This is a genomic window from Streptoverticillium reticulum (assembly GCF_047456005.1).
GTDB lineage: Bacteria > Actinomycetota > Actinomycetes > Streptomycetales > Streptomycetaceae > Streptomyces > Streptomyces reticulum.
In genome coordinates this window covers 4,801,761-4,820,791 of record NZ_CP179755.1, presented here as the reverse complement: position 1 = coordinate 4,820,791, position 19,031 = coordinate 4,801,761, and the positions used below count along the sequence as shown (strand labels likewise).

18 protein-coding genes are annotated in these 19,031 nt (G+C 71.7%); 8 read left to right on the top strand and 10 right to left on the bottom strand.

Going from position 1 to position 19,031, the window contains the following annotated elements; translation table 11 throughout:
* Positions 1-27 precede the first annotated feature (27 nt).
* Positions 28-576, bottom strand: coding sequence for a helix-turn-helix domain-containing protein (locus ACMATS_RS22085; RefSeq protein WP_414170875.1), 549 nt, complete (start codon positions 574-576; stop codon positions 28-30).
* Between ACMATS_RS22085 and ACMATS_RS22080 the strand changes: the two genes are divergently transcribed.
* The gene (locus ACMATS_RS22080; RefSeq protein ID WP_414170763.1) at positions 541-900 is read left to right on the top strand and encodes a DUF6415 family natural product biosynthesis protein; all 360 of its coding nucleotides are present in this window, start codon (positions 541-543) and stop codon (positions 898-900) included. The two genes, ACMATS_RS22085 and ACMATS_RS22080, sit on opposite strands and share 36 nt — an antisense overlap.
* Before the next feature lie 99 nt (positions 901-999).
* Positions 1,000-1,626, top strand: coding sequence for a DUF1707 SHOCT-like domain-containing protein (locus ACMATS_RS22075; protein ID WP_414168795.1), 627 nt, complete (start codon positions 1,000-1,002; stop codon positions 1,624-1,626).
* A gap of 6 nt (positions 1,627-1,632) precedes the next feature.
* On the opposite strand, the gene ACMATS_RS22070 is transcribed toward ACMATS_RS22075, so the two are convergent.
* The 6 genes from ACMATS_RS22070 to ACMATS_RS22045 all read right to left on the bottom strand — a co-directional run bounded on the left by ACMATS_RS22070 (position 1,633) and on the right by ACMATS_RS22045 (position 9,573).
* Complete coding sequence (locus ACMATS_RS22070) at positions 1,633-3,186, bottom strand: APC family permease (RefSeq protein WP_414168794.1); 1,554 nt, start codon at positions 3,184-3,186, stop codon at positions 1,633-1,635.
* A 219-nt stretch (positions 3,187-3,405) separates the two neighbouring features.
* Positions 3,406-5,169 carry an N-acyl-D-amino-acid deacylase family protein gene (locus ACMATS_RS22065; protein WP_414168793.1) on the bottom strand — a complete coding sequence of 588 codons (1,764 nt, stop codon included), beginning with the start codon at positions 5,167-5,169 and terminating at the stop codon, positions 3,406-3,408.
* A gap of 103 nt (positions 5,170-5,272) precedes the next feature.
* A complete protein-coding gene (locus ACMATS_RS22060; protein ID WP_390779945.1) occupies positions 5,273-6,403 on the bottom strand; it encodes an LLM class flavin-dependent oxidoreductase in 1,131 nt (376 codons plus the stop codon).
* 63 nt (positions 6,404-6,466) lie between these two features.
* A complete protein-coding gene (locus ACMATS_RS22055) occupies positions 6,467-7,258 on the bottom strand; it encodes an SDR family NAD(P)-dependent oxidoreductase (protein WP_414168792.1) in 792 nt (263 codons plus the stop codon).
* Positions 7,259-7,367: 109 nt separating this feature from the next.
* Positions 7,368-8,294 carry a TIGR03619 family F420-dependent LLM class oxidoreductase gene (locus ACMATS_RS22050; protein WP_414170762.1) on the bottom strand — a complete coding sequence of 309 codons (927 nt, stop codon included), beginning with the start codon at positions 8,292-8,294 and terminating at the stop codon, positions 7,368-7,370.
* Positions 8,295-8,340: 46 nt separating this feature from the next.
* Complete coding sequence (locus ACMATS_RS22045; RefSeq protein ID WP_414168791.1) at positions 8,341-9,573, bottom strand: amidohydrolase family protein; 1,233 nt, start codon at positions 9,571-9,573, stop codon at positions 8,341-8,343.
* Positions 9,574-9,750: 177 nt separating this feature from the next.
* Between ACMATS_RS22045 and ACMATS_RS22040 the strand changes: the two genes are divergently transcribed.
* The 3 genes from ACMATS_RS22040 to ACMATS_RS22030 all read left to right on the top strand — a co-directional run bounded on the left by ACMATS_RS22040 (position 9,751) and on the right by ACMATS_RS22030 (position 14,221).
* Complete coding sequence (locus ACMATS_RS22040) at positions 9,751-12,684, top strand: AfsR/SARP family transcriptional regulator (RefSeq protein ID WP_390779942.1); 2,934 nt, start codon at positions 9,751-9,753, stop codon at positions 12,682-12,684.
* A 279-nt stretch (positions 12,685-12,963) separates the two neighbouring features.
* Positions 12,964-13,221, top strand: a complete 258-nt coding sequence (locus tag ACMATS_RS22035; protein ID WP_390779941.1) for a hypothetical protein — start codon at positions 12,964-12,966, stop codon at positions 13,219-13,221.
* A gap of 766 nt (positions 13,222-13,987) precedes the next feature.
* Entirely contained in the window at positions 13,988-14,221 is a 234-nt protein-coding gene (locus tag ACMATS_RS22030; RefSeq protein WP_390779940.1) for a hypothetical protein, read from the top strand.
* A 156-nt stretch (positions 14,222-14,377) separates the two neighbouring features.
* On the opposite strand, the gene ACMATS_RS22025 is transcribed toward ACMATS_RS22030, so the two are convergent.
* Genes ACMATS_RS22025 through ACMATS_RS22015 form a run of 3 tightly spaced genes read right to left on the bottom strand, consistent with a single transcriptional unit; the run spans position 14,378 to position 16,463 of the window.
* Positions 14,378-14,677 carry a hypothetical protein gene (locus ACMATS_RS22025; RefSeq protein WP_414168790.1) on the bottom strand — a complete coding sequence of 100 codons (300 nt, stop codon included), beginning with the start codon at positions 14,675-14,677 and terminating at the stop codon, positions 14,378-14,380.
* The gene (locus ACMATS_RS22020) at positions 14,668-14,811 is read right to left on the bottom strand and encodes a hypothetical protein (protein WP_390779938.1); all 144 of its coding nucleotides are present in this window, start codon (positions 14,809-14,811) and stop codon (positions 14,668-14,670) included. Before ACMATS_RS22020 ends, ACMATS_RS22025 begins: the two co-directional genes overlap by 10 nt.
* Entirely contained in the window at positions 14,802-16,463 is a 1,662-nt protein-coding gene (locus ACMATS_RS22015) for an AMP-binding protein (RefSeq protein WP_414168789.1), read from the bottom strand. The genes ACMATS_RS22020 and ACMATS_RS22015 overlap by 10 nt, the downstream gene beginning before the upstream one ends.
* 174 nt (positions 16,464-16,637) lie before the next feature.
* On the opposite strand from ACMATS_RS22015, the gene ACMATS_RS22010 reads away from it, so the two are divergent.
* From ACMATS_RS22010 to ACMATS_RS22000, 3 genes are read left to right on the top strand one after another with little or no spacing between them, the layout of a single operon-like run.
* Positions 16,638-17,798 carry a lipid-transfer protein gene (locus ACMATS_RS22010; protein ID WP_414170761.1) on the top strand — a complete coding sequence of 387 codons (1,161 nt, stop codon included), beginning with the start codon at positions 16,638-16,640 and terminating at the stop codon, positions 17,796-17,798.
* A gap of 4 nt (positions 17,799-17,802) precedes the next feature.
* Positions 17,803-18,264: a Zn-ribbon domain-containing OB-fold protein gene (locus ACMATS_RS22005; protein WP_390779935.1), complete on the top strand. Its 462-nt coding sequence runs from the start codon at positions 17,803-17,805 to the stop codon at positions 18,262-18,264.
* Positions 18,261-19,028: an enoyl-CoA hydratase/isomerase family protein gene (locus ACMATS_RS22000; RefSeq protein WP_414168788.1), complete on the top strand. Its 768-nt coding sequence runs from the start codon at positions 18,261-18,263 to the stop codon at positions 19,026-19,028. The genes ACMATS_RS22005 and ACMATS_RS22000 overlap by 4 nt, the downstream gene beginning before the upstream one ends.
* The last annotated feature ends 3 nt before the right edge of the window (positions 19,029-19,031 follow it).

Below are 19,031 nucleotides of genomic sequence, written 5' to 3'. Positions count from 1 at the left end.
GAAGATTTGGGGGCTGGCAGCGGCCGTTCAGGCCACGTCACTGCAAGCTGTCCGACAGTCACGGCACAGCCCGGGCCGCTCGGCCCGGAAGGCACGTTCACAGCCGTCACAGGTCTGCAGCGGCAGGGGCCGCGGCTTCGACGGTTCGGCGGCGGGAGTAGGCAGGGCGGGCGGCAGCCAGTTCGCGAGGCGGTGGGCCAGGAGGCGGGCGGGCCAGGTGATGGCGCCGACGGGCAGATCCGCACTGAGCGTGCGGACGATCTGGGCCGGGCCGACGCCTCGGTCCAGCCAGGCGCGTACGGCGGGAGAGAGGCGGCGCACGTCCTTCGCGGACAGCAACAGCCTCGGGTCGCGGCGCCGCAGCCCGGCGAGCAGCTCGGCTGCGGGCGGATCGGCGGGCGGCAGGGGCTCGGGCGGCTGCTTCGCGGGGGTGGCAAGCTTGCGGCTTGTGCTGGTGGCCCCCGGCCGCTCGTACCACCGCGTGACGGTCACGACTCGCCCGCCCTCGGTACGGACGCGCTTGCGCTCCAGGTAACCGGCCTGCTCCAACTCCCGCAGGGCGCGGGCGACCCCCACCCCGCGCCCCTCGACCTCACTCCGATCCGCACGACCGTCCGCCGTGCCCTGCAAGAGCGCACCCGACCACCCCGGAACGGCGAAGTCCGTGAAATCACCGCCGCGTTGCGCGGCCACCTCCAGCCCATGGTCCGGGAAGCCCAGCGGCGCGCCGACGGCATCGAACGCGGCACCGAGGCCTGGATCCGGTGGACCGCGCTGATCATGCGCGCCGAGGACGACCTCTACCGGGTCGGCGAAGCCGGCACCCAGGCAGCGGAAACCCGCATGAACGACCTCGCCCGCACCTGTCGACGGCTCGCGGACTGCCTCGACGAGTGGTAGTCGAGAGTGATGGCCGAGCCGCCCGTAGGGGACGGCTCGGGGGCGCATCAGGGTCTTCCCGAAGGGCGGCCACCGCCCGCCGTCCCTAGCATCGTTCGTATGACGGCTGAGACCCAGACCCCCGAACCGGCGCCTTGGAACGAGCAGCGCGCCTCCCACGCCGACCGCGACGCAGTGGTGGCGCGGCTGCAGCAGGCGGCGGCCGACGGTCGCCTCGACTTCACCGAGCTGGATGCGCGGCTGGAGCTGGCGCTGAAGGCCAAGACCCACGCGGACCTCGCCCGGCTGACCGCCGACTTGTGGGGCCCGGGCGAGCCGGAGCCGAACCGGACGCTGGTCCTCAAGGGAGGCTTGCCGGGCGTGACGCGCAAGGGGCGTTGGCAGGTGCCCGCGCACGTGACCGCTTACGCCGGTATGGGCGGCGTCGTACTCGACTTCACCCAGGCCGACTGCACGCTGCCCGAGGTCGAGGTGGAGGTGCACGGCCAGATGGCCGGGGTCGTCGTCATCGTCCCCGACGGCTGGGCCGCGCAGACCGACGACGTGGAGCCCGGTCTCGGCGGCGTGAAGGACGGCACCACTCCGGACCGTCTCCCGGGCACGCCTCTCATACGTCTCACTGGCAACGGCGGGATGGGCGGCGTGGTCGTCCGTCACCCGAGGCCGCGGGAGCGTCGCAAGCTGAACAAGCTGAAGCGGGCGGCGGCTCTGACTGCGGCGGCCTAGCCCGCCTCACTCCTCCACGACCAGCACCGGCGTCCCCGCCGTCAGCGTCTCCCCGCGGAAGAACCGCGGGCTGCGCCGCTGCATCACCAGCATCAGCACCGCTCCCAGCACCAGCAACCCCACGCCGATGATGAACACCGACCCGACCCCGAAGACCGAACTCCCGGTTCCGTACGCCGGGTTCCACATGTCGTACAGGGTCTTGCAGAAGACGGCGGCCAGCAGCAGCCCGCCCAGTACCGGGAAGACGCCCTTGAGGAAGGCGTCCCGCGCCGACCTCCGCAGCTGCTCGCGGAAGAACCAGGCGCAGGCGAACGCCGTGATCGAGTAGTAGAAGCAGATCATCAAGCCGAGTGCATAGATGGTGTCGACCAGTACGTTCTGACTGAGGAAGCTCATCACCGCATAGAAGACCCCCGTGGCCACCCCGGCCCAGACCGTCGCCCTGCCCGGCGACTTGAAGCGGGGGTGGACCCTCGCGAAGCACGCCGGCAGTGCCTCGTACGTGCTCATCGCCAGTACCGTCCGCGCCGCCGGAAGGAACGTCGTCTGGAGGCTGGCCGCAGCGGAGGCCAGCACCGCCACGAGCAGCAGCACCCCGAGTCCCTTGCCCATGACCGGCGTTGCCAGCGCCGCGAACACGTTGTCCGCCGTGCGCGGGTCGCCCAGCCGCTTCCCCGCGAACATCTGGGCAGCAATGGCCGTCATCAGATAGGAGCCGATCAGCACCACCATCGCGAGGATCGCCGCACGACCCGGCGTCTTGTCGCTGCCGGCCGTCTCCTCGTTGACGGTCAGGCACGCGTCCCAGCCCCAGAAGATGAAGATGGACAGCGACAGGCCCGCCGTGAAAGCGCTCAGCGATTCGACGCCGAAGGGGTTCAGCCAGGTGAAGGAGAAGTCCAGCGAGTCCGGGAGGCCGCCCGAGCGCGCCTTCGTGATGGCCATCGCCACGAATACGGCCAGCACGGCCAGTTGGAGGCCGACCAGTGCGTACTGCACCCCCTTCGTCGCCGTCATCCCGCGATAGCTCACGGCCGTCGCCACGGCGATGAACACCAGGCATGTCAGGACGTGCACGAGACGGTCGTCGTCGAGAGACGCCACCGCATCGCTGCCCGTGAGGTCGCCCAGCAGCAGATAGAAGAAGGATGTCGCCACCCCGGCCAGGTTCGACAGCACGATGATCGTGGCGATCACCAGGCCCCAGCCGCACATCCAGCCGATGCGCGGGCCGAAGGCCCGCACCGACCAGGTGAAGGAGGTGCCGCAGTCGGGGAGCGCCTTGTTGAGCTCGCGGTAGGCGAAGGCGACCAGCAGCATCGGGAGGAAGCCGGCCAGGAAGACGGCCGGCGTGCGTACCCCCACCTGGCCGACGGTCGGGCCGAGGGTGGAGGTCAGGCAGTAGACGGGCGCGACGGTGGAGATCCCGATGACGGCACTGCCCAGCAGGCCCACCGAGTTGCCGCCGAGGCCCTTGGCGCGCACCTCTTCGCCGGCGCGGGCCGTCACGCTCACCACCGTGTCTCCGGCCTGGGGCCGTGGGGATGCCTGAACCATGGGCAGGACGGTAGGTGCTGCTGTTTCCGTATGCGGAGGTTCGAGATCCGTTCCGATCACCTTCAACATCCGGACCGACTATGCCCGTTGGCCTGGCATTGCAAGGTCAATGACGGGTTACGGCAGGTAACAGGCAGCCCTCCCCTCTCCCACCCCTGCCGCGATATCCGCACCCCCACCCCATTTGTCCCGATTCAAAATTTTCCCGTCGCGCCTCCGTCACGCCCCCGTCCCCACCGTCTCCGTGTCCCTCCCCGACCGCAGCACCCTCCCCGGCACCGCCCCCGTCACCACGTCGTGCCGCACCGCCTCCACGCCGTTGACCCGCACGCTCACCACCCCCAACGCCCGTGCGTCCAGGCGCGGTCCGTCCCCCGGCAGGTCGTGCACCAGGGTCGCCGCCCCCGCGTCCACCCGCTCCGGATCGAAGAGCACCAGGTCCGCCCACCAGCCCTCGGCGATCCTGCCGCGGCCGCGCAGGCCGAACAGCCGCGCCGGCTCGTCCGTCAGCATCCGCACCGCCTGCTCCAGCGGGACCAGCTTCCGGCCCCGCAGGCAGTCGCCGAGGAAGCGCGTCGGATACGGCGCCCCGCACATGCGGTCCAGGTGGGCGCCCGCGTCCGAGCCGCCGAGGAGGACGTCCTCGTGGCCCCAGGTCCGGCGGCGCAGCTCCCAGCTGGCGTCGTCGTTGTCCGTGGGCATCGGCCACAGGACCGTGCGGAGCTCGTCCGCCGCGCAGATCTCCACCAGGCAGGCGAAGGGGTCCATGCCGCGTTCGGCGGCGATGTCGCGGACCTCCCGCCCGCTCAGGCCGTCGTTCTCCTTCGCGTAGGTGTCGCCTATGACGTAGCGGTCGAAGTCGGCCAGCCGCCGGAAGACGCCGGCCTCCTCGCTCCGCGCCCCGCGCAGCAGTTCCGCCCGGACCGCGGGGTCCCGCAGCCGGTCGATGCGCTGCGGTACGGGCAGGGCCAGGACGTCGCCCCAGCCCGGGAGCAGGTTCAGGGCACAGAAAGTGCCCAGCGACATGTTCATGGGCGCGAGGACGGGCATGGTCAGCGCGACGATCCTGCCGCCCGCCGCGCGGGCGCGCTCGCTCGCGGCGAGCTGGCGGGGGACGCGGTCGGGGACGGCCGCGTCGATGGTCAGCACGTTCCAGTTGAGGGGGCGGCCGGCGGCCGTCGTCATGTCGACGAGGAGTCCGATCTCGTCGTCGGCGAAGCGGTCCAGGCAGCCGTCGACGATGGCCTCCAGCTGTGTGCCCTCGTGCTGCCCCACGGCACGGGCCAGCGCGTGCAGTTCCGCGGGCCGCGCCCAGCGGGAGGCGACGGGGCGGCCGTCGCCGTCCGCGTGGGTCGCGGAGCGGGTGGTGGACAGGCCCCAGGCGCCCGCGTCCATGGCCTCGTGCAGCTGCGCGGTCATCCGCCGCAGCCCCTCGGCACCGGGGTCGGCGTCCCCCACCGCGTCCGCGCCCAGCGCGTGGCGGCGCAGGGCGCAGTGGCCCACCATGAAGCCGGCGTTCACGGCGATGCGCCCCTCCAGCGCATCGAGGTAGTCGCCGAAGGACGACCAGGTCCAGGGCGCGCCCTCCGCCAGCGCGGCGAGCGACATCCCTTCGACCTTGCTCATCATCCGCCGCGTGTAGTCCGCGTCCCCGGGACGGCCGGGGTGCAGCGGGGCCAGCGAGAAGCCGCAGTTGCCGCCGACGACCGTCGTGACGCCGTGGCCGAGGGACGGAGTGGCGTACGGGTCCCAGAAGAGCTGGGCGTCGTAGTGGGTGTGCGGGTCGACGAAGCCGGGCGCGAGGACGAGCCCGTGCGCGTCCTCCTCGGTGCGGGCGCGTTCGCCGGTCCGGCCCGGCGCCTTCACGGACGTACTCCTGTCGATCACCGCGATCCTGCCGGCCCGTATGCCGACGTCCGCCACGTAGGCCGCGGCTCCGGTGCCGTCGACGACGGTGACGCGGCGGTAGAGGTGGTCGAGCATGGGCGGCTTCCTCTCACTCGACGGAACGTCCCTACAGGTGGCAGACGGAAGCCGGGGCGGCGACCCGGGAGGCGCCGCCCCGGCGCACTGGGGGCGCGGGCGCTCAGCGGCGGCCCGCGGCCTGGCGGAAGCGGGTGGTGCGGTGCACCGGATCCGTGTCGATCTTCGGTATGACGTGCTCGCCGATGAGCCGGATCGTCTGCATCGTGTCCTCGTACGGCACCCCGACCGGCAGCCCGAAGACGAGCTGGTCGGCGCCCGCCTGCTCCCACCGCTTGCACTGGCGGAGGACTTCGTCCGGGTCGCCGCAGATCATCAGCTCCTCGGCGACGAGCAGGTCGACGATCTCCTCGGTGTACTCGGGCAGCAGCTCGGGCCACCGCGGGATGCCCTCGGGCCGGGGGAAGGTGTCGTGGTAGCGGAAGAGCAGCGACTGGAGGTAGTTGAGGCCTCCGGCGGCGGCGATCCGCCGCGCCTCCTGCGAGGTCTCGGCGCAGATGGCCGTGGACGTCACCATCACGTTGTCGTTGACGTACGCGCCGACGGGTTCCGCGTCCTTGACCGCGGTCTTGTACGAGTCGAGGACCCACTCCATGTCGCCGACCTTCTGCACGCTGAACCCCAGCACGCCCAGCCCCTTGCGGGCCGCCATGGCGTACGAGGACGGGGACCCGGCCGCGTACCACATGGGCGGGTGGGCCGGGCCGTACGGCTTGGGCAGCACCTTGCGGGGCGGCAGGGCCCAGTGGCGGCCGTGGAAGCCGGGGTACTCCTCGTGGAGCCACATCCTGGGGAACTCGGCGATCGTCTCCTCCCAGATCTCCTTGGTGGCGTCCATGTCGGTGATGCCGGGCAGGAAGCCGAGGATCTCGTGGCTGCCCGCGCCGCGCCCGGTGCCGAACTCGAAGCGCCCGCCGGAGAGATGGTCGAGCATCGCGGCCTTCTCGGCGACCTTGACCGGGTGGTTGACCTGCGGCAGCGGGTTGAAGATGCCGGAGCCGAGGTGGATGCGGTCGGTCGCGTGGGCGAGGTAGCCGAGGAAGACGTCGTTGGCGGAGAGGTGGGAGTACTCGTCGAGGAAGTGGTGCTCGGTGGCCCAGGCGTACTTGAAGCCGGAGCGGTCGGCCTGGACGACGTACTCGGTCTCCTCGAGCAGTGCGTGGTGCTCGGCGTCGGGATCGGCCCGCCGCCTGCTCGCCGGTACGTAGCCCTGTACGAAGATGCCGAATTCCACGGGGTCACCATCCCTGTTTCTGACGCTCCGTCAGATCGAGCTGGTGCGACTCTGGCACCGGCGTCATCGGACGTCAATAACCGGGGGACTGCCGGGCATCCGCCCCGCGGACAGCCAGCCACCGTCCACGACGAAGGACTGCCCGGTGACGTACGAGGACTCGTCGGAGGTGAGGAACAGCGCGAGCTGCGCCACCTCCAGCGGCTGTCCTATCCGCCCCATCGGCACCATCGTGCGGAACATCTCCTCGATGGCCGGGCCGTACTCCTGCGGCCGCGGATTGGTCATCGGGGTGTCGATCCCTCCGGGGCACACGGCGTTGACGCGAACACCCCGGGCCGCCAGCTCCAGCGCCGCCACCCGTGTCATGCCGAGCACGGCGGCCTTGGACGCCGCGTAGGCGGTGAGCAGGGGCAGGCCCGACAGAGCAGCAAACGAGGCGATGTTGACGACCGTCCCGCCGCCGGCCGCGGCGAGCACGGGCGCCACGGCGCGCATGCCCAGGAACGTGCCGGTCTGGTTGACGCGGACGACCTCGTGGTACTCGTCGAGCGAGGTGTCGACGAGGGCGGTGTGCCGCACGATCCCGGCGTTGTTGACGAGCCCGTCAAGCCGCCCGAAGGCCGCCGTGGCGGCGGCGACGGCTGCGTTCCAGTCGGCTTCCTCGCCGACGTCGAGGTGGACGTAGCGGGCGGAGCCCTCTCCGAGTTCGGCGGCCAGAGCCGCCCCCTCCTCGTCCAGGACGTCCGCCAGCACGACCCGCGCCCCTTCGGCGGCGAAGAGCCGTGCTTCCTCGGCCCCTTGGCCACGAGAGGCGCCGGTGATGAGAATGACACGCTCGTCGAGTCGGCCCATTCGGCCTCTCCTTCCTCGGACTTCACCACGGCGCCCCGAAGGGGCGCGGGGAACTGCGCGACCAGCCACAACGCGCCCGCAGATGACGTGCCGCCCCCGGACCCGCGCCCTACCCGTTGAGCAAAGGTGCAACCGACCCGGCGAACGCCTCCATCTGCCCCACCAGTTCCGACACTCCGCGGCAGCGGAACCGCACCTGGATCTGGTCCACGCCCATCGCGCGGTACGCCCGCAGCGACTCCGCGAGCTCCTCCGGTCCGCCGGCCAGCACCCCTCCCCCGGAGAACGGTGACCGCCCCGACCGCTCCGGCCGTCCCACGTACAGCGGCTCCGTGATCGCCCCGATTGCGAACGGTCCCGTCCGCCCGGCCTCTTCCCGCAGCCGCCGCAGCTCCGCCACCCGGTCCGGCAGCCGCTCCCGCGGGTCGCCCTGCGAGAGCCAGCCGTCGCCGCGCACCGCCGCCCGGCGCAGCGCGGCCGGCGAGGAGCCGCCGACCCACACCGGCGGTCTCGGCACCCGTACGGGCCGGGGTGCCAGCCCGAGCCCCGCGAACCGGAAGAACCGCCCCCGGAACTCCGGGAACTCCTCGGGCCCGAGCGCGGCGGTCAGCGCGTCGACGGTCTCGTCGAGGATCTCCCCGCGCCGCCGGAAGTCCACGCCCAGCGCCTCGAACTCCTCCCGCACGTGTCCGGCGCCGACGCCGAGGACGAGCCGCCCGCCCGAGAGCCGGTCCACGGTCGCGTACTGCTTCGCGGTGACGAGCGGGTGCCGCAGCGCCGCGACCGCGACGTGGCTGAGCAGCAGTACGCGCTCGGTGACGGCGGCGACGTGGGCGAGGGTCGCCACGGGGTCGTACCAGACGGTGCCCATGGCGGCGGCGAGCCGCGCGGGGACCGCGACGTGGTCGCACGTGGCGATGTACGCGAAGCCCAGCCGGTCGGCGGCGCACGCCACTTCGCGCAGCTCGGCCGGGCCGGCCGTGACCTCCCACGGTTCGGCGTACAGCGCGCTCAGCGACTGCACGGGCAGCTGCATCCCGTAGGACAGCAGGCCCTCGGGCAGCACCCGCAGACCCGTGGCCTCAGCCACGCGCCGCGGCCCCCGCCCAGAGTCCGTCCGGCGTCAGCCCCAGCAGGTCGATCGCGTTGCCGCGCACGATGCGCTCCACCACGTCCGGCGCCAGGTGCCCCATCTGCTCCTCGGCCACCTCGCGCGAGCGCGGCCAGGTGGAGTCGCAGTGGGGGTAGTCGGTCTCGTAGAGGACGTTGCCGACGCCGATCGCGTCGAGGTTGCGCAGCCCGAAGGCGTCGTCGAAGAAGCAGCCGTGGATGTGCCGCGCGAAGAGCTCCGAGGGGGGATCGAGCACCTTGTCCCCAACACCTCCCCATTTGCGATTGTTCTCCCATACGGTGTCGGCCCGTTCGAGGATGTACGGGATCCAGCCGATCTGTCCCTCTGCGTACATGAGGCGGAGGTCCGGGAAGCGGGTGAAGGCGCCCGACATCAGCCAGTCGGTCATCGAGAAGCAGCAGTTGGCGAAGGTGAGGGCCGAACTGACGGCGGGCGGTGCGTCCTCGGACGTGGACGGCATGTGCGAGGACGAGCCGATGTGCATGGCGACGACCGTGCCGGTCTCGTCGCACGCGCGCAGGAAGGGGTCCCAGGCGTCGGTGTGGACCGAGGGGAGGCCGAGATACGGCGGTATCTCGGAGAAGCACACGGCCCGGACGCCCCGCGCCGCGTTGCGCCGCACTTCCCGTGCCGCCAGTTCCGCGTCCCACAGCGGCACGATCCCCAGCGGGATCAGCCGGCCGCGGGCCGCAGGACCGCACCACTCCTCGGTCATCCAGTCGTTGTAGGCCCGTATGCACAGCAGGGCGAGTTCACGGTCGGCCGCTTCGGTGAAGGTCTGGCCGCAAAAGCGCGGAAAGGTGGGGAAACAGAGCGCGGACTGCACGTGGTTGGCGTCCATGTCGGCGAGCCGCTCGGGAACACTGAACGAGCCCGGCCGCATCTCTTCGTAGGTGATCCCTTCCAGTCCGATGTCGTCCCTGGAGTATCCGACAGCGGTATCCAGCCGTGTGAGGGGACGGTGCAAAACCTCATAGACCCACCAGTCCGCCACCGGACCCGCGTCGCCGGGGGCGCCCATAGTCGGCGCGAAACGACCGCCTACGAAGGTCATCTCCTTGATCGGAGCCCGCACGATCCGCGGCCCGGTGTCACGGAATTTCGCCGGAAGACGGTCCCGCCAGACGTCGGGGGGCTCGACCGTGTGGTCGTCCACCGAGATTATCGTGGGGAAGCTCTCCATGGCCGTCACGGTAGCGCCGATCTGACGGTTCGTCAGGAGAGTGCGGGGCGACCGGCCATCCGGTCGGTGAGACGGTCCTTGGCAGGCCTTGTGGAGAGGCCGGACCACTGCTGACGTAAACGCCTAGGACAAGGCAGACTGGCCGGTGCGACCGAGCAGGACAGGCAGGGGGTCACGATGGCCGGCGACACAGGGCACGGACAGGCACTGCGCTTCACCGTGCTCGGCCCTGTCCGCGCCTGGCGCGGAGAGGAACTGCTCAACACCGGTTCTCCCCAGCAGCGGGCGCTGCTCGCGGCCCTGCTGCTGCGCGGCGGGCGCACCGCCACCGCGCCGGAGCTGGTCGACGCGCTGTGGGGCGAGGAGCCCCCGCACGCGGCCCTGGCCGCGCTGCGCACCTACGCCTCCCGGCTGCGCAAGGCCTTCGGCCCCGACGCCGACACCCTGGTCAGCGAGTCCGGCGGGTACGCGATCCAAGTGGCGCCCGGCGGGCTGGACATCGACACCGCCGAGCGGCTGGCCGGAGAGGCCGACAAGGCCCGCGCCGCCGGCAACCGCCTGCGCGCCCGCGAGCTGATCGCCGAGTCCCTGGCCGTGTGGGACGGCGAACCGCTGGCCGGACTGTCCGGCCCCTACGCCGAGACCCAGCGCATCCGCCTCGGGGAATGGCGCCTGGGCCTGCTGGAGACCCGGCTCGACCTCGACCTCGAAGTCGGCTGCCACGCCGAGGCCGTCTCCGAACTCACCGCCCTCACAGCCGCCCACCCGCTGCGCGAGCGGCTGCGCGAACTGCTCATGCTCGCCCTCTACCGCAGCGGACGCCAGGCCGAGGCCCTCGCCGTCTACGCCGACACCCGCCGCCTCCTCGCCGACGAACTCGGCGTCGACCCCTGCCCCGAACTCTCCGAACTCCAGCAACGCATCCTCCAGGCCGACGCCGACCTCAACCTCCACGGAGCGACCGGCGACCGCAACTCCGCAGGCCCCACCTTCGTCCGCCCCGCCCAGCTGCCCGCCACCGTCCCGGACTTCACCGGGCGCGCGGACATGGTGCACGAGCTGAGCGACCAGCTGGCCACCGCCGAGGGCCGCGTGATGGCCGTCTCGGCGGTCGCGGGCATCGGCGGCGTCGGCAAGACGACGCTCGCCGTGCACGTCGCGCATGCCGCCCGGCACCACTTCCCCGACGGCCAGCTCTACGTCGACCTCCAGGGCACCGGCCCGGCGGTCGCCGAGCCCGAGGCCGTCCTGGGCTCCTTCCTGCGGGCCCTCGGCGTCCCCGACCCGGCCATCCCGGACGGGGTCGAGGAGCGCGCCGCCCTCTTCCGCTCCACCCTCGACGGCCGCCGCGTCCTGGCCCTGCTCGACAACGCCCGCGACGCCGCCCAGATCCGCCCGCTGCTGCCCGGCAACGAGGGCTGCGCCGCCCTCGTCACCAGCCGCATCCGCATGGTCGACCTCGCCGGGGCACACCTGGTGGACCTCGACGTGATGAGTCCGGAGGAGGCGCTCGTCCTCTTCACCCGGATCGTGGGTGAGGAGCGTGTGAGCGCCGAGCGCGATGCCGCGATGGATGTGGTCGCTGCGTGTGGCTTCCTGCCGCTGGCGATCCGTATCGCGGCGTCCCGGCTGGCGTCGCGGCGTACGTGGACGGTCTCGGTCCTGGCCCGCAAGCTCGCGGACGAGCGTCGTCGTCTGGACGAGCTGCGTGCCGGGGACCTCGCGGTGACCGCGACCTTCGAGCTCGGCTACGGCCAGCTGACTGCGGAACAGGCCCGTGCCTTCCGGCTGCTGGGCCTGGCCGACGGGCCCGACGTCTCCCTCGCCGCGGCGGCCGCCGTCCTGGACATGGACGCCGAGGCCGCCGAGGACGTGCTGGAATCGCTGGTCGACACCTCGCTCCTGGAGTCCGCGGCACCGGGTCGCTACCGCTACCACGACCTCGTACGCCTCTACGCGCGTTCCTGCGCCGAGCGCGACGAACACCCCCCGGCCGAGCGAGAGGCCGCCCTCTCCCGGCTGCTGGACTTCTACCTCGCCACGGCGGCGGGCGTGTACGTGCTGGAGCGGCCCGGCGACACCCTGCGGGCCCACCTCGCGCCCACCACCCACCCCGGGCTCTCCTTCACCGACCCCGCGGCCGCGAGCAACTGGCTGTTCGCCGAGGCCGGATGCCTGCTCGCGTGCGTGCGCCAGCACGCCGACTCCGCCGGGGACACCCTGCGCCGCGCCGTCGACCTGCTGCTCGTCGCCAAGGACCTGGCCGAGTCCGGCGCCGACTCCCGCCAGTACGAACAGGCCGCCACCGCCCTGCTGGCCTCCAGCCAGGCGAGCGGCGACGCCCGCGCCGAGGGCCGGGCCAGGACCGTGCTCACACACGTCTGCCACTTCGCCGGACGCTTCGAGCTCGCCGAAACCCACGCCAGCGCCGCAGTCGACCTCGGCCGTCTCTGCGACGACGCCATCCCGCTGTGCTACGCCTCCAACAACCGCGGGATCATCGCCAATTACCAGCACCGCTACGAGGACGGCGAGATCTACGGCGAACAGGCCCTCGCCGCCTTCCGCGCCGACGGCAACCGCCCGGGCGAGGCCAGCGCACTGTGCAACCTCTCCCGGGTCCATCTGTCCACCGGCCGCGTCGAATCCGCCCTCGCCCTCGCCGAACAAGCCATCCACCTCTACCGCGAGGTCAACGTCTCCTGGCGCCACGCCAATGCCCTCTACGCCTACGCCCTCGCCCTCACCCAGGCCGGACGCTACGAGGAAGCCATGGCCAGCCTGCTGGAGGCCATGCCGGTCTTCCGCGAGAACCGCCAGCGCATGTGGGAGGGCATGACCCTCTTCCGCATGGCCGAACTCCACCTCGCCACGGGACAACTCGCCCAGGCCGCGGCCCACGCCGAACAAGCGCTGGCCGTGCTGCGCACCCTCGGCGGCGAATGGCGCCGGGGCAACGTGCTGGCCGTACTCGGCCGCAGCCTCGACGCCCTCGGCCAGACCGGGCGCGCCCACGCCTGCTGGACGGAGGCGCTGTCCATCTTCGACCAGTTGGGCTCCCCGGAAGCGGCGGAGGTCCGCAGCCTCCTCACTCCGGTGACAGCTGCCTAGGGCGGGACGAGAGGGGTGGATTCCGGGGCCGCATTCCCGCTGCGGCCCCGGTAAAAACCCGTTCCACGTGCCCGTTCATCGATCGTTTATCGCGGGGGTCCATGCTGAGGTTCGTCGATCCGCTGCATCGGGGGGCAGGCGGGTCGTAGGTGAGGCCTCACCTTTAGGGTGAACAGCCCTGGAAGGGCACCCGTCCGGCGGTTCTCGGGGGAGTCGCCGGGCGGGTCGCATACTCCCGGACCACCAACGACTCGCACTGAGCAAACGGAGTTGACGAAAATGCGCGACGAGACCCAGGTCAGTCCTGCGGCATCACCCCTGGACGACCACGGCACGGGTACGCACAACCTCGCCGCACAACTGGCACCGGCCGACGACCACGGCACCGGCACGAAGGGGCTCACCGCGAACGCGGCCGGCCGCGGGAAGAAGTCTCCCGCAGACGACCACGGGACCGGTCCGGAGCGCGTCATGATGGACGATCACATGACCGAGGCTCCCGTCTTCACCATGGAAGACGCCGAGAAGCCCTACTAGGCCCACCGCCACCGGTCTTCGGTAACCGGGCAGAGCTCCGGGCCACCGGCCCAGGGCTCTGCTCCCGGGGGGGCGACGGGGGAAGTACGACGGGGGAAACGTACGGGGGAACCAACGGGGGGGCACGGGGAGGGAGGACGGGGGAAGGAACCAACGGGGGGAACCAACGGGGGAACCAACGGGGGAACTGAACTGTCGGAGAGGCGCGGAGAGAGACGGGGGAACGGGGGAAGTTCTCTCCTCGGGGGAAGCCTCTCGGGCTGGGGAGCCAACGGGGGAAACGGACAACTCTCCAGCCGGACCGGCACACAGCGGGACCGGCAAGCAGCAACACCGGCAATTCCAGCACCACCTGCACATACCAGGCACCCGTTCCTCCGGGCGGCTTCGGCCCACCGGGGGATCGGGGAGGCCGCAACGGGGGATCGACAGGGGCCGGCACCGACGGCGCGGAGGGGGAGCCGTCGTTGCCGGTCCCTGCGGCTGTTTTCGACCGCGAACAGCAGCCCGCAGGGACGAACCGGCACGAATGCCGACCCGAATGCCGACGCCAAGGAACCGTCAGCACCGGGTCAAGGATGCGGCCGGGGCAGCAGCGGAAGCCCCCGCACCCGGGTTCACTCGAACCGGACACCGGTACCTGTCACTTCATGTCCACTGTTCTGCACGACACTTGCGGCCGCACATCACGGCCGCAGGAGCAACTCACCGTCACATCGGTGCCCCGCCCCGCCGGGGCACCGCACCCCCGATCAGAGGAGTCACGATGAACGGCACGAAGACCATAGCCAAGGCCGCCACGAAGGCCTGCGCCATACTCGCGCTCACTGGTGCGGCAGCTTTCCTGAGCATGGCTCAAGCCTCCGCCGACGACCACAGCATGGCTCAGCCTCTCGCCCACCACGCCGGCCCCGCCTTCAGTTCGGACGACCACATGCAGGGCGGCGCGGACGCCCTGATGGGCTTCGGCTCGGACGACCACAGCATGGGCGACCGCTGACGCCGGAGACCGCTGCGCAACGACGGTCACTGACGTCTCCGTCGGCGTGCCGACATCGGTGCGGCTCGCCGGCGGACGGCCCGGCACACAGCCCGGCAACCGGGTGGCCCGGTGGGTGCTCTGCAGGGCGAGCGTGCTGCAGAGCGAACGGGCGGCTCAGCCCGACGCCCCCAGGTCCGCCGACAGCCGGCGCCGCGGCCGCACCCTGATCGCCACGGCCGCCCCGGGATCGGCCAGCACCTGCTCCACGTGTCCGGCAACCGCCTCCTCCGTGGGCAGACAGCGGGAACCGACCTCCCTCACCTCCTCCTCGGTGGCCGTGGTGACCGAGACGACCTCGCCCTCCACGGAGACGTACCGGTAGAACGGGACCGTCCGGCCGACCAGGAGCGCGAAGCGCCCGGCCTCCGCGGCCAGCCTCGCCCTGCGGGAGGCGCGGCCGGTGATCACCAGCACGTCACCGCCCGGACGGTAGGCGTACCAGACGGGACGGCCACCGGCCCGCGCCCCCGCTCACCGGGGTCAACGGCGAACGACGCCACATGCACCTCGCCCAGGAACGCCTCGCGCTCCTCTGCAGTCAGCCGCACGGACACCTCCGCCGCAGCACCTCCTTGAGCACCTTCCCGGACGCATTGCGCGGCAGCTCCGCCACGAACTCCACCTCGCGCGGCACCTTGTAGTTGGCCATCTCCTTCCTCGCCCACCCGATCAGCTCCTCGGCCGTCGGCCCGGACGCCGCCGTGCCCGCACTCCGCACCACGAATGCCCTTCCGACCTCCCCCAGCCTCGCGTCCGGCACTCCGACGACCGCGGCCTCGGCAACACCCGGGTGCCGGGCCAGGAGTTGCTCGATCTCGGCGGGGAAGGCGTTGAACCCTCCCACGATGAACATGTCCTTGAGCCGGTCGGTGATCCGCAGGTTGCCGTCGCCGTCCAGGACGCCGACGTCGCCGGTGTGCAGCCAGCCGCCGGGGTCGACGGCCCGTGCCGTGGCGGCGGGGTCCTCGAAGTAGCCGGACATCACCTGGTGGCCCCGCACCAGCACCTCGCCGGGCTCCCCCGCCGGCCGCACGGCCCCGTCGGCGCCGACCACCTTGACCTCGGTGCCGGGAACAGCCCGGCCCGACGTCCCCGCCACGATCTCCGCGGGGTCCCCGCGCCGGCACATGGTCACCAGCCCGGTGGCCTCGCTCATGCCATAGGCGGTCAGCACGACCGGTATCCCCAGCTCGTCGCGTAGCCGCTCGACGAGCCGTCGGGGCACCGTGGCCGCACCGGTCACCACCACCCGCAGCGACGACAGGTCGTACGCAGCCCGCAACGGGTGGTCCAGCAGCGCCTGGTGGAGCGTGGGCGGCCCGGGCAGCACCGTGATCCGCTCGGCGGCGGTCAGGGCGAGCGCCGCTTCCGGGGTGAAGACGGGCAGCGGGATCATCGTCGCACCGCGCATGAGGGCGGCGATGATGCCGGCCTTGTAGCCGAAGGTGTGGAAGAAGGGGTTGACGATCAGATAGCGGTCTCCTTCCTGCAGTCCTGCCAGCCCGCTCCAGGTGCCGAAGGCCCGCAGCGTCTGTGCGTGGGTGATGACGGCCCCTTTGGGCTCGCCGGTGGTGCCCGAGGTGAAGAGGATGTCGGAGGGCGTATCGGGCCGGACGGCGTCGGCGCGTGCCCGTACCTCCCGGGAGGAGACGGCCTCCCCCGCTGCGAGGAACTCTTTCCAGGTGAGGAAGCCGGGGGATGCGGGTGCGGCTTCGGCGAGCACGACGACGCGGCGCAGGTGCGGCAGCCCGGGCAGGGGACCGGGGCCGGAGCCCTGGCCGGTCCTCGGGCCCGGGCCTTCCCCGGCTGTTGCTCCCGTCGCGCGGCGGAGCGTGGCGACGTAGGACGTGCCGAGGAAAGTGCCGGTGACAAACAGCAGCTTCGCCCGGGTGCGCGCCAGCGCATGGGCCGCTTCGGCGCCCTTGAAGCGGGTGTTGACGGGGACCAGCACGGCTCCGGCCGTGACCGCGCCGAGGGCACAGACGATCCAGTCTGTCGTGTTGGGCGCCCAGACCGCGACCCGGTCGCCGGGCTCGACCCCGGCGGCGAGGCATGCGGCAGCGGCCCGTTCGACGCGTTCGCCGAGCTGCCGGTAGCCCGTTCGGGACCGGCCCTCGACGGCTGCTTCGCGGTCGCCGTACCGCTCGGCCGCGGTGCGGACGAGACGGGGTATCGATCCGAACTCCAGGTCACCGCGCATCGGACACCTTCGCCATCCTCGACCGCCCGGCATGCCAGTCCACTGAGCCGGCTAAACCGACTAAGCTGACTGTGCGTCAGATTAGCGATAGCCTTCCGCGCTGTCAGCAGCAGCACGGGCGACAGTGCCGGCACGGCCGGCGCCGACACCACCGAGGCGGCGATGGCGATGGCGATGAGGACGACGGCGGCACCGCTCAAGGACGCGACGGCGATCGTCGGCATTGGTCAGACTCCTTTCGCGAAACAACTCCCCGAATCCGAAAAGACCTTGGCGTGCCGCGCCATCCTGGCGGCGCTGGACGACGCCGGCATCGCCCCGTCCGAGGTCGACGCCTTCGCCTCGTACACCATGGAGGAGACCGACGAGGTCGAGGTCGCCAAGGCCATCGGCGCAGGCGACGTGACCTTCTTCTCCCGGGTCGGCTACGGCGGTGGCGGCTCCTGCGCAACCGTGGCCCACCTGGCGGCGGCGATCGCCACGGGACAGGCGACCGTCGGCGTGGCCTGGCGCTCACGCAAGCGCGGCTCGGGCCCCCGCCCATGGCGCAACACCGGGGCCCAGCTGCCCACGCCCGCGCAGTGGACGCGTCCATATGGACTCCTGCGCCCGGTCGACGAGATAGCCATGCTGGCCCGTCGCTACATGCACGAATACGGCGCCACCCGCGACCACTTCTTCAACGTCGCCCTCGCGTGCCGCAACCGCGCCAACCAGAACCCTGCCGCGATCATGCATGACCGGCCGCTGACCCGCGAGATGTACATGACCTCGCGCTGGATCAGCGAACCGCTCTGCCTCTTCGACAACTGCCTGGAGACGGACGGCGCGCTGGCCTGCATCGTCGTCCCCGCGGAGCGGGCCCGGGACTGCCGGTCCGCCCCCGTCTACGTGCACTCCGTCGCCCAGGCCCTGCCGGCCCAGCACCACGGCATGGTCAACTACTGGACGGAATCCCCTCTGACCGGCCCCTCCTGGACCGCCGCACGCCACCTGTGGCAGCGCGCCGACTTCGGCCCGCGCGACGTCCATGTTGCCCAGATCTACGACGCATTCACCCCGCTCATCCCGCTCTCCCTGGAGGGCTACGGCTTCTGCGGACGCGGCGAGGGTGCGGCCTTCACCGAGGGCGGCGCGCTGGAGCTCGGCGGCCGGCTCCCGCTCAACACCGGCGGGGGTGGCCTCAGCGAGGCGTACGTCCATGGCTTCAACCTCATCAACGAGGGGGTCAGGCAGCTCCGCGGCAGCTCGACCGCGCAGGTCCCCGGCGCCGCTACGTGCCTGGTCACGGCGGGCGAGGGAGTCCCCACATCGGCGCTTCTGCTGAGGAGTTGAACTCATGTCCCCCATGATGAGGGCCACCACTGACAACGGCCTCCTGGCGCCGGTCCCGGACGCGGACGGCGCCCCCTTCTGGGACTTCGCAACACGGGGTGAACTTCGCATACAGAGCTGCGCGGCCTGCCGCGAGCCCCGCTTTCCACCCCGCCCCTGCTGCCCGAAGTGCCAATCATTCGCCAGTAGTTGGCGACTGGTAAACGGAACCGGTCACATCTGGTCGTACGTTCTTCCCCACCCGCCCCTGCTGCCCGGCTACGCCGCACACGCCCCGTACAACGTGGTCGTGGTCGAACTCTCCGACGCGCCCGGCATCCGCATGGTGGGCAACCTGGTGGCTTCCCCGGACGCGGAGATCGACTCCGCGGCCCCGGAGGACCTGCGCATCGGCGCGCCCGTCCGGGCCGTCTTCCCGCAGGCCCAGGGGATCACGCTCCTCCGCTGGACGCCGGAGCGGCCATGACCACGACCGTGGAGAGCGGCGCGGACGGCGTCGCGCTGGTGGTCCTGAACCGCCCGGACCGCCTCAACGCCATCGACGCCCGGACGGCCGTCGAACTGACCGCGCTCTGGCGGGAGTTCCGCAATGACAGCGCCGTTCGCTGCATCGTCCTCACCGGGGCGGGCGACCGCGCCTTCTGCACAGGCCTCGACCGCACCACGGAGACACCGCAGCCCGCGTCCCCGTACTCCCTGGACGACCCGCTGCTGACGATCGGCCCCAAGGCCTCGGACCTGTGGAAGCCGGTCGTCGCCGCGGTGAACGGCATGGCCTGCGGCGGCGCCTTCTACCTGCTGGGCGAATCCGAGTTCGTCGTCGCGTCCCGCAACGCGACATTCTTCGACCCGCACACCACGTACGGCATGGTCAGCGCGTACGAGTCCCTGTACATGGCCGGGCGCATGCCGTTCGGCGAGGCCGCACGGACGGCCCTGATGGGCACGGCCGAACGCCTCTCGGCACAACGGGCCTACGAGATCGGCCTGGTGTCCGAGCTGACCCCGCCCGGCGGCGCCGTGGAGGCGGCCCTGCGCGCCGCGACCGTGATCGCGGCGCACCCGACGGAGGCCGTGCAGGGCACCGTGCGCGCCCTCTGGGCGGCCAAGGAGCAGGCCGGTTCCCATGCGCTGGCCCTGGCCCCGCACCTCGTCACGCTGGGCAATCTGCCCCCGGCGCGCCAGGCGGACCTCTTCGCGGCGCGCTCCCGCGACTACCGGTTGCGCTGAGGC

What these genes read in the sequence shown, in the direction of transcription:
- ACMATS_RS22000 (WP_414168788.1), top strand. Translation starts at nt 18,261, where the DNA reads ATGACCACGACCGTGGAGAGCGGCGCGGACGGCGTCGCGCTGGTGGTC.
- ACMATS_RS22015 (WP_414168789.1), bottom strand. Translation starts at nt 16,463, where the DNA reads ATGCGCGGTGACCTGGAGTTCGGATCGATACCCCGTCTCGTCCGCACC.
- ACMATS_RS22075 (WP_414168795.1), top strand. Translation starts at nt 1,000, where the DNA reads ATGACGGCTGAGACCCAGACCCCCGAACCGGCGCCTTGGAACGAGCAG.
- ACMATS_RS22045 (WP_414168791.1), bottom strand. Translation starts at nt 9,573, where the DNA reads ATGGAGAGCTTCCCCACGATAATCTCGGTGGACGACCACACGGTCGAG.
- ACMATS_RS22050 (WP_414170762.1), bottom strand. Translation starts at nt 8,294, where the DNA reads ATGCAGCTGCCCGTGCAGTCGCTGAGCGCGCTGTACGCCGAACCGTGG.
- ACMATS_RS22035 (WP_390779941.1), top strand. Translation starts at nt 12,964, where the DNA reads ATGCGCGACGAGACCCAGGTCAGTCCTGCGGCATCACCCCTGGACGAC.
- ACMATS_RS22005 (WP_390779935.1), top strand. Translation starts at nt 17,803, where the DNA reads ATGTCCCCCATGATGAGGGCCACCACTGACAACGGCCTCCTGGCGCCG.
- ACMATS_RS22030 (WP_390779940.1), top strand. Translation starts at nt 13,988, where the DNA reads ATGAACGGCACGAAGACCATAGCCAAGGCCGCCACGAAGGCCTGCGCC.
- ACMATS_RS22070 (WP_414168794.1), bottom strand. Translation starts at nt 3,186, where the DNA reads ATGGTTCAGGCATCCCCACGGCCCCAGGCCGGAGACACGGTGGTGAGC.
- ACMATS_RS22065 (WP_414168793.1), bottom strand. Translation starts at nt 5,169, where the DNA reads ATGCTCGACCACCTCTACCGCCGCGTCACCGTCGTCGACGGCACCGGA.
- ACMATS_RS22040 (WP_390779942.1), top strand. Translation starts at nt 9,751, where the DNA reads ATGGCCGGCGACACAGGGCACGGACAGGCACTGCGCTTCACCGTGCTC.
- ACMATS_RS22055 (WP_414168792.1), bottom strand. Translation starts at nt 7,258, where the DNA reads ATGGGCCGACTCGACGAGCGTGTCATTCTCATCACCGGCGCCTCTCGT.
- ACMATS_RS22010 (WP_414170761.1), top strand. Translation starts at nt 16,638, where the DNA reads ATGAGGACGACGGCGGCACCGCTCAAGGACGCGACGGCGATCGTCGGC.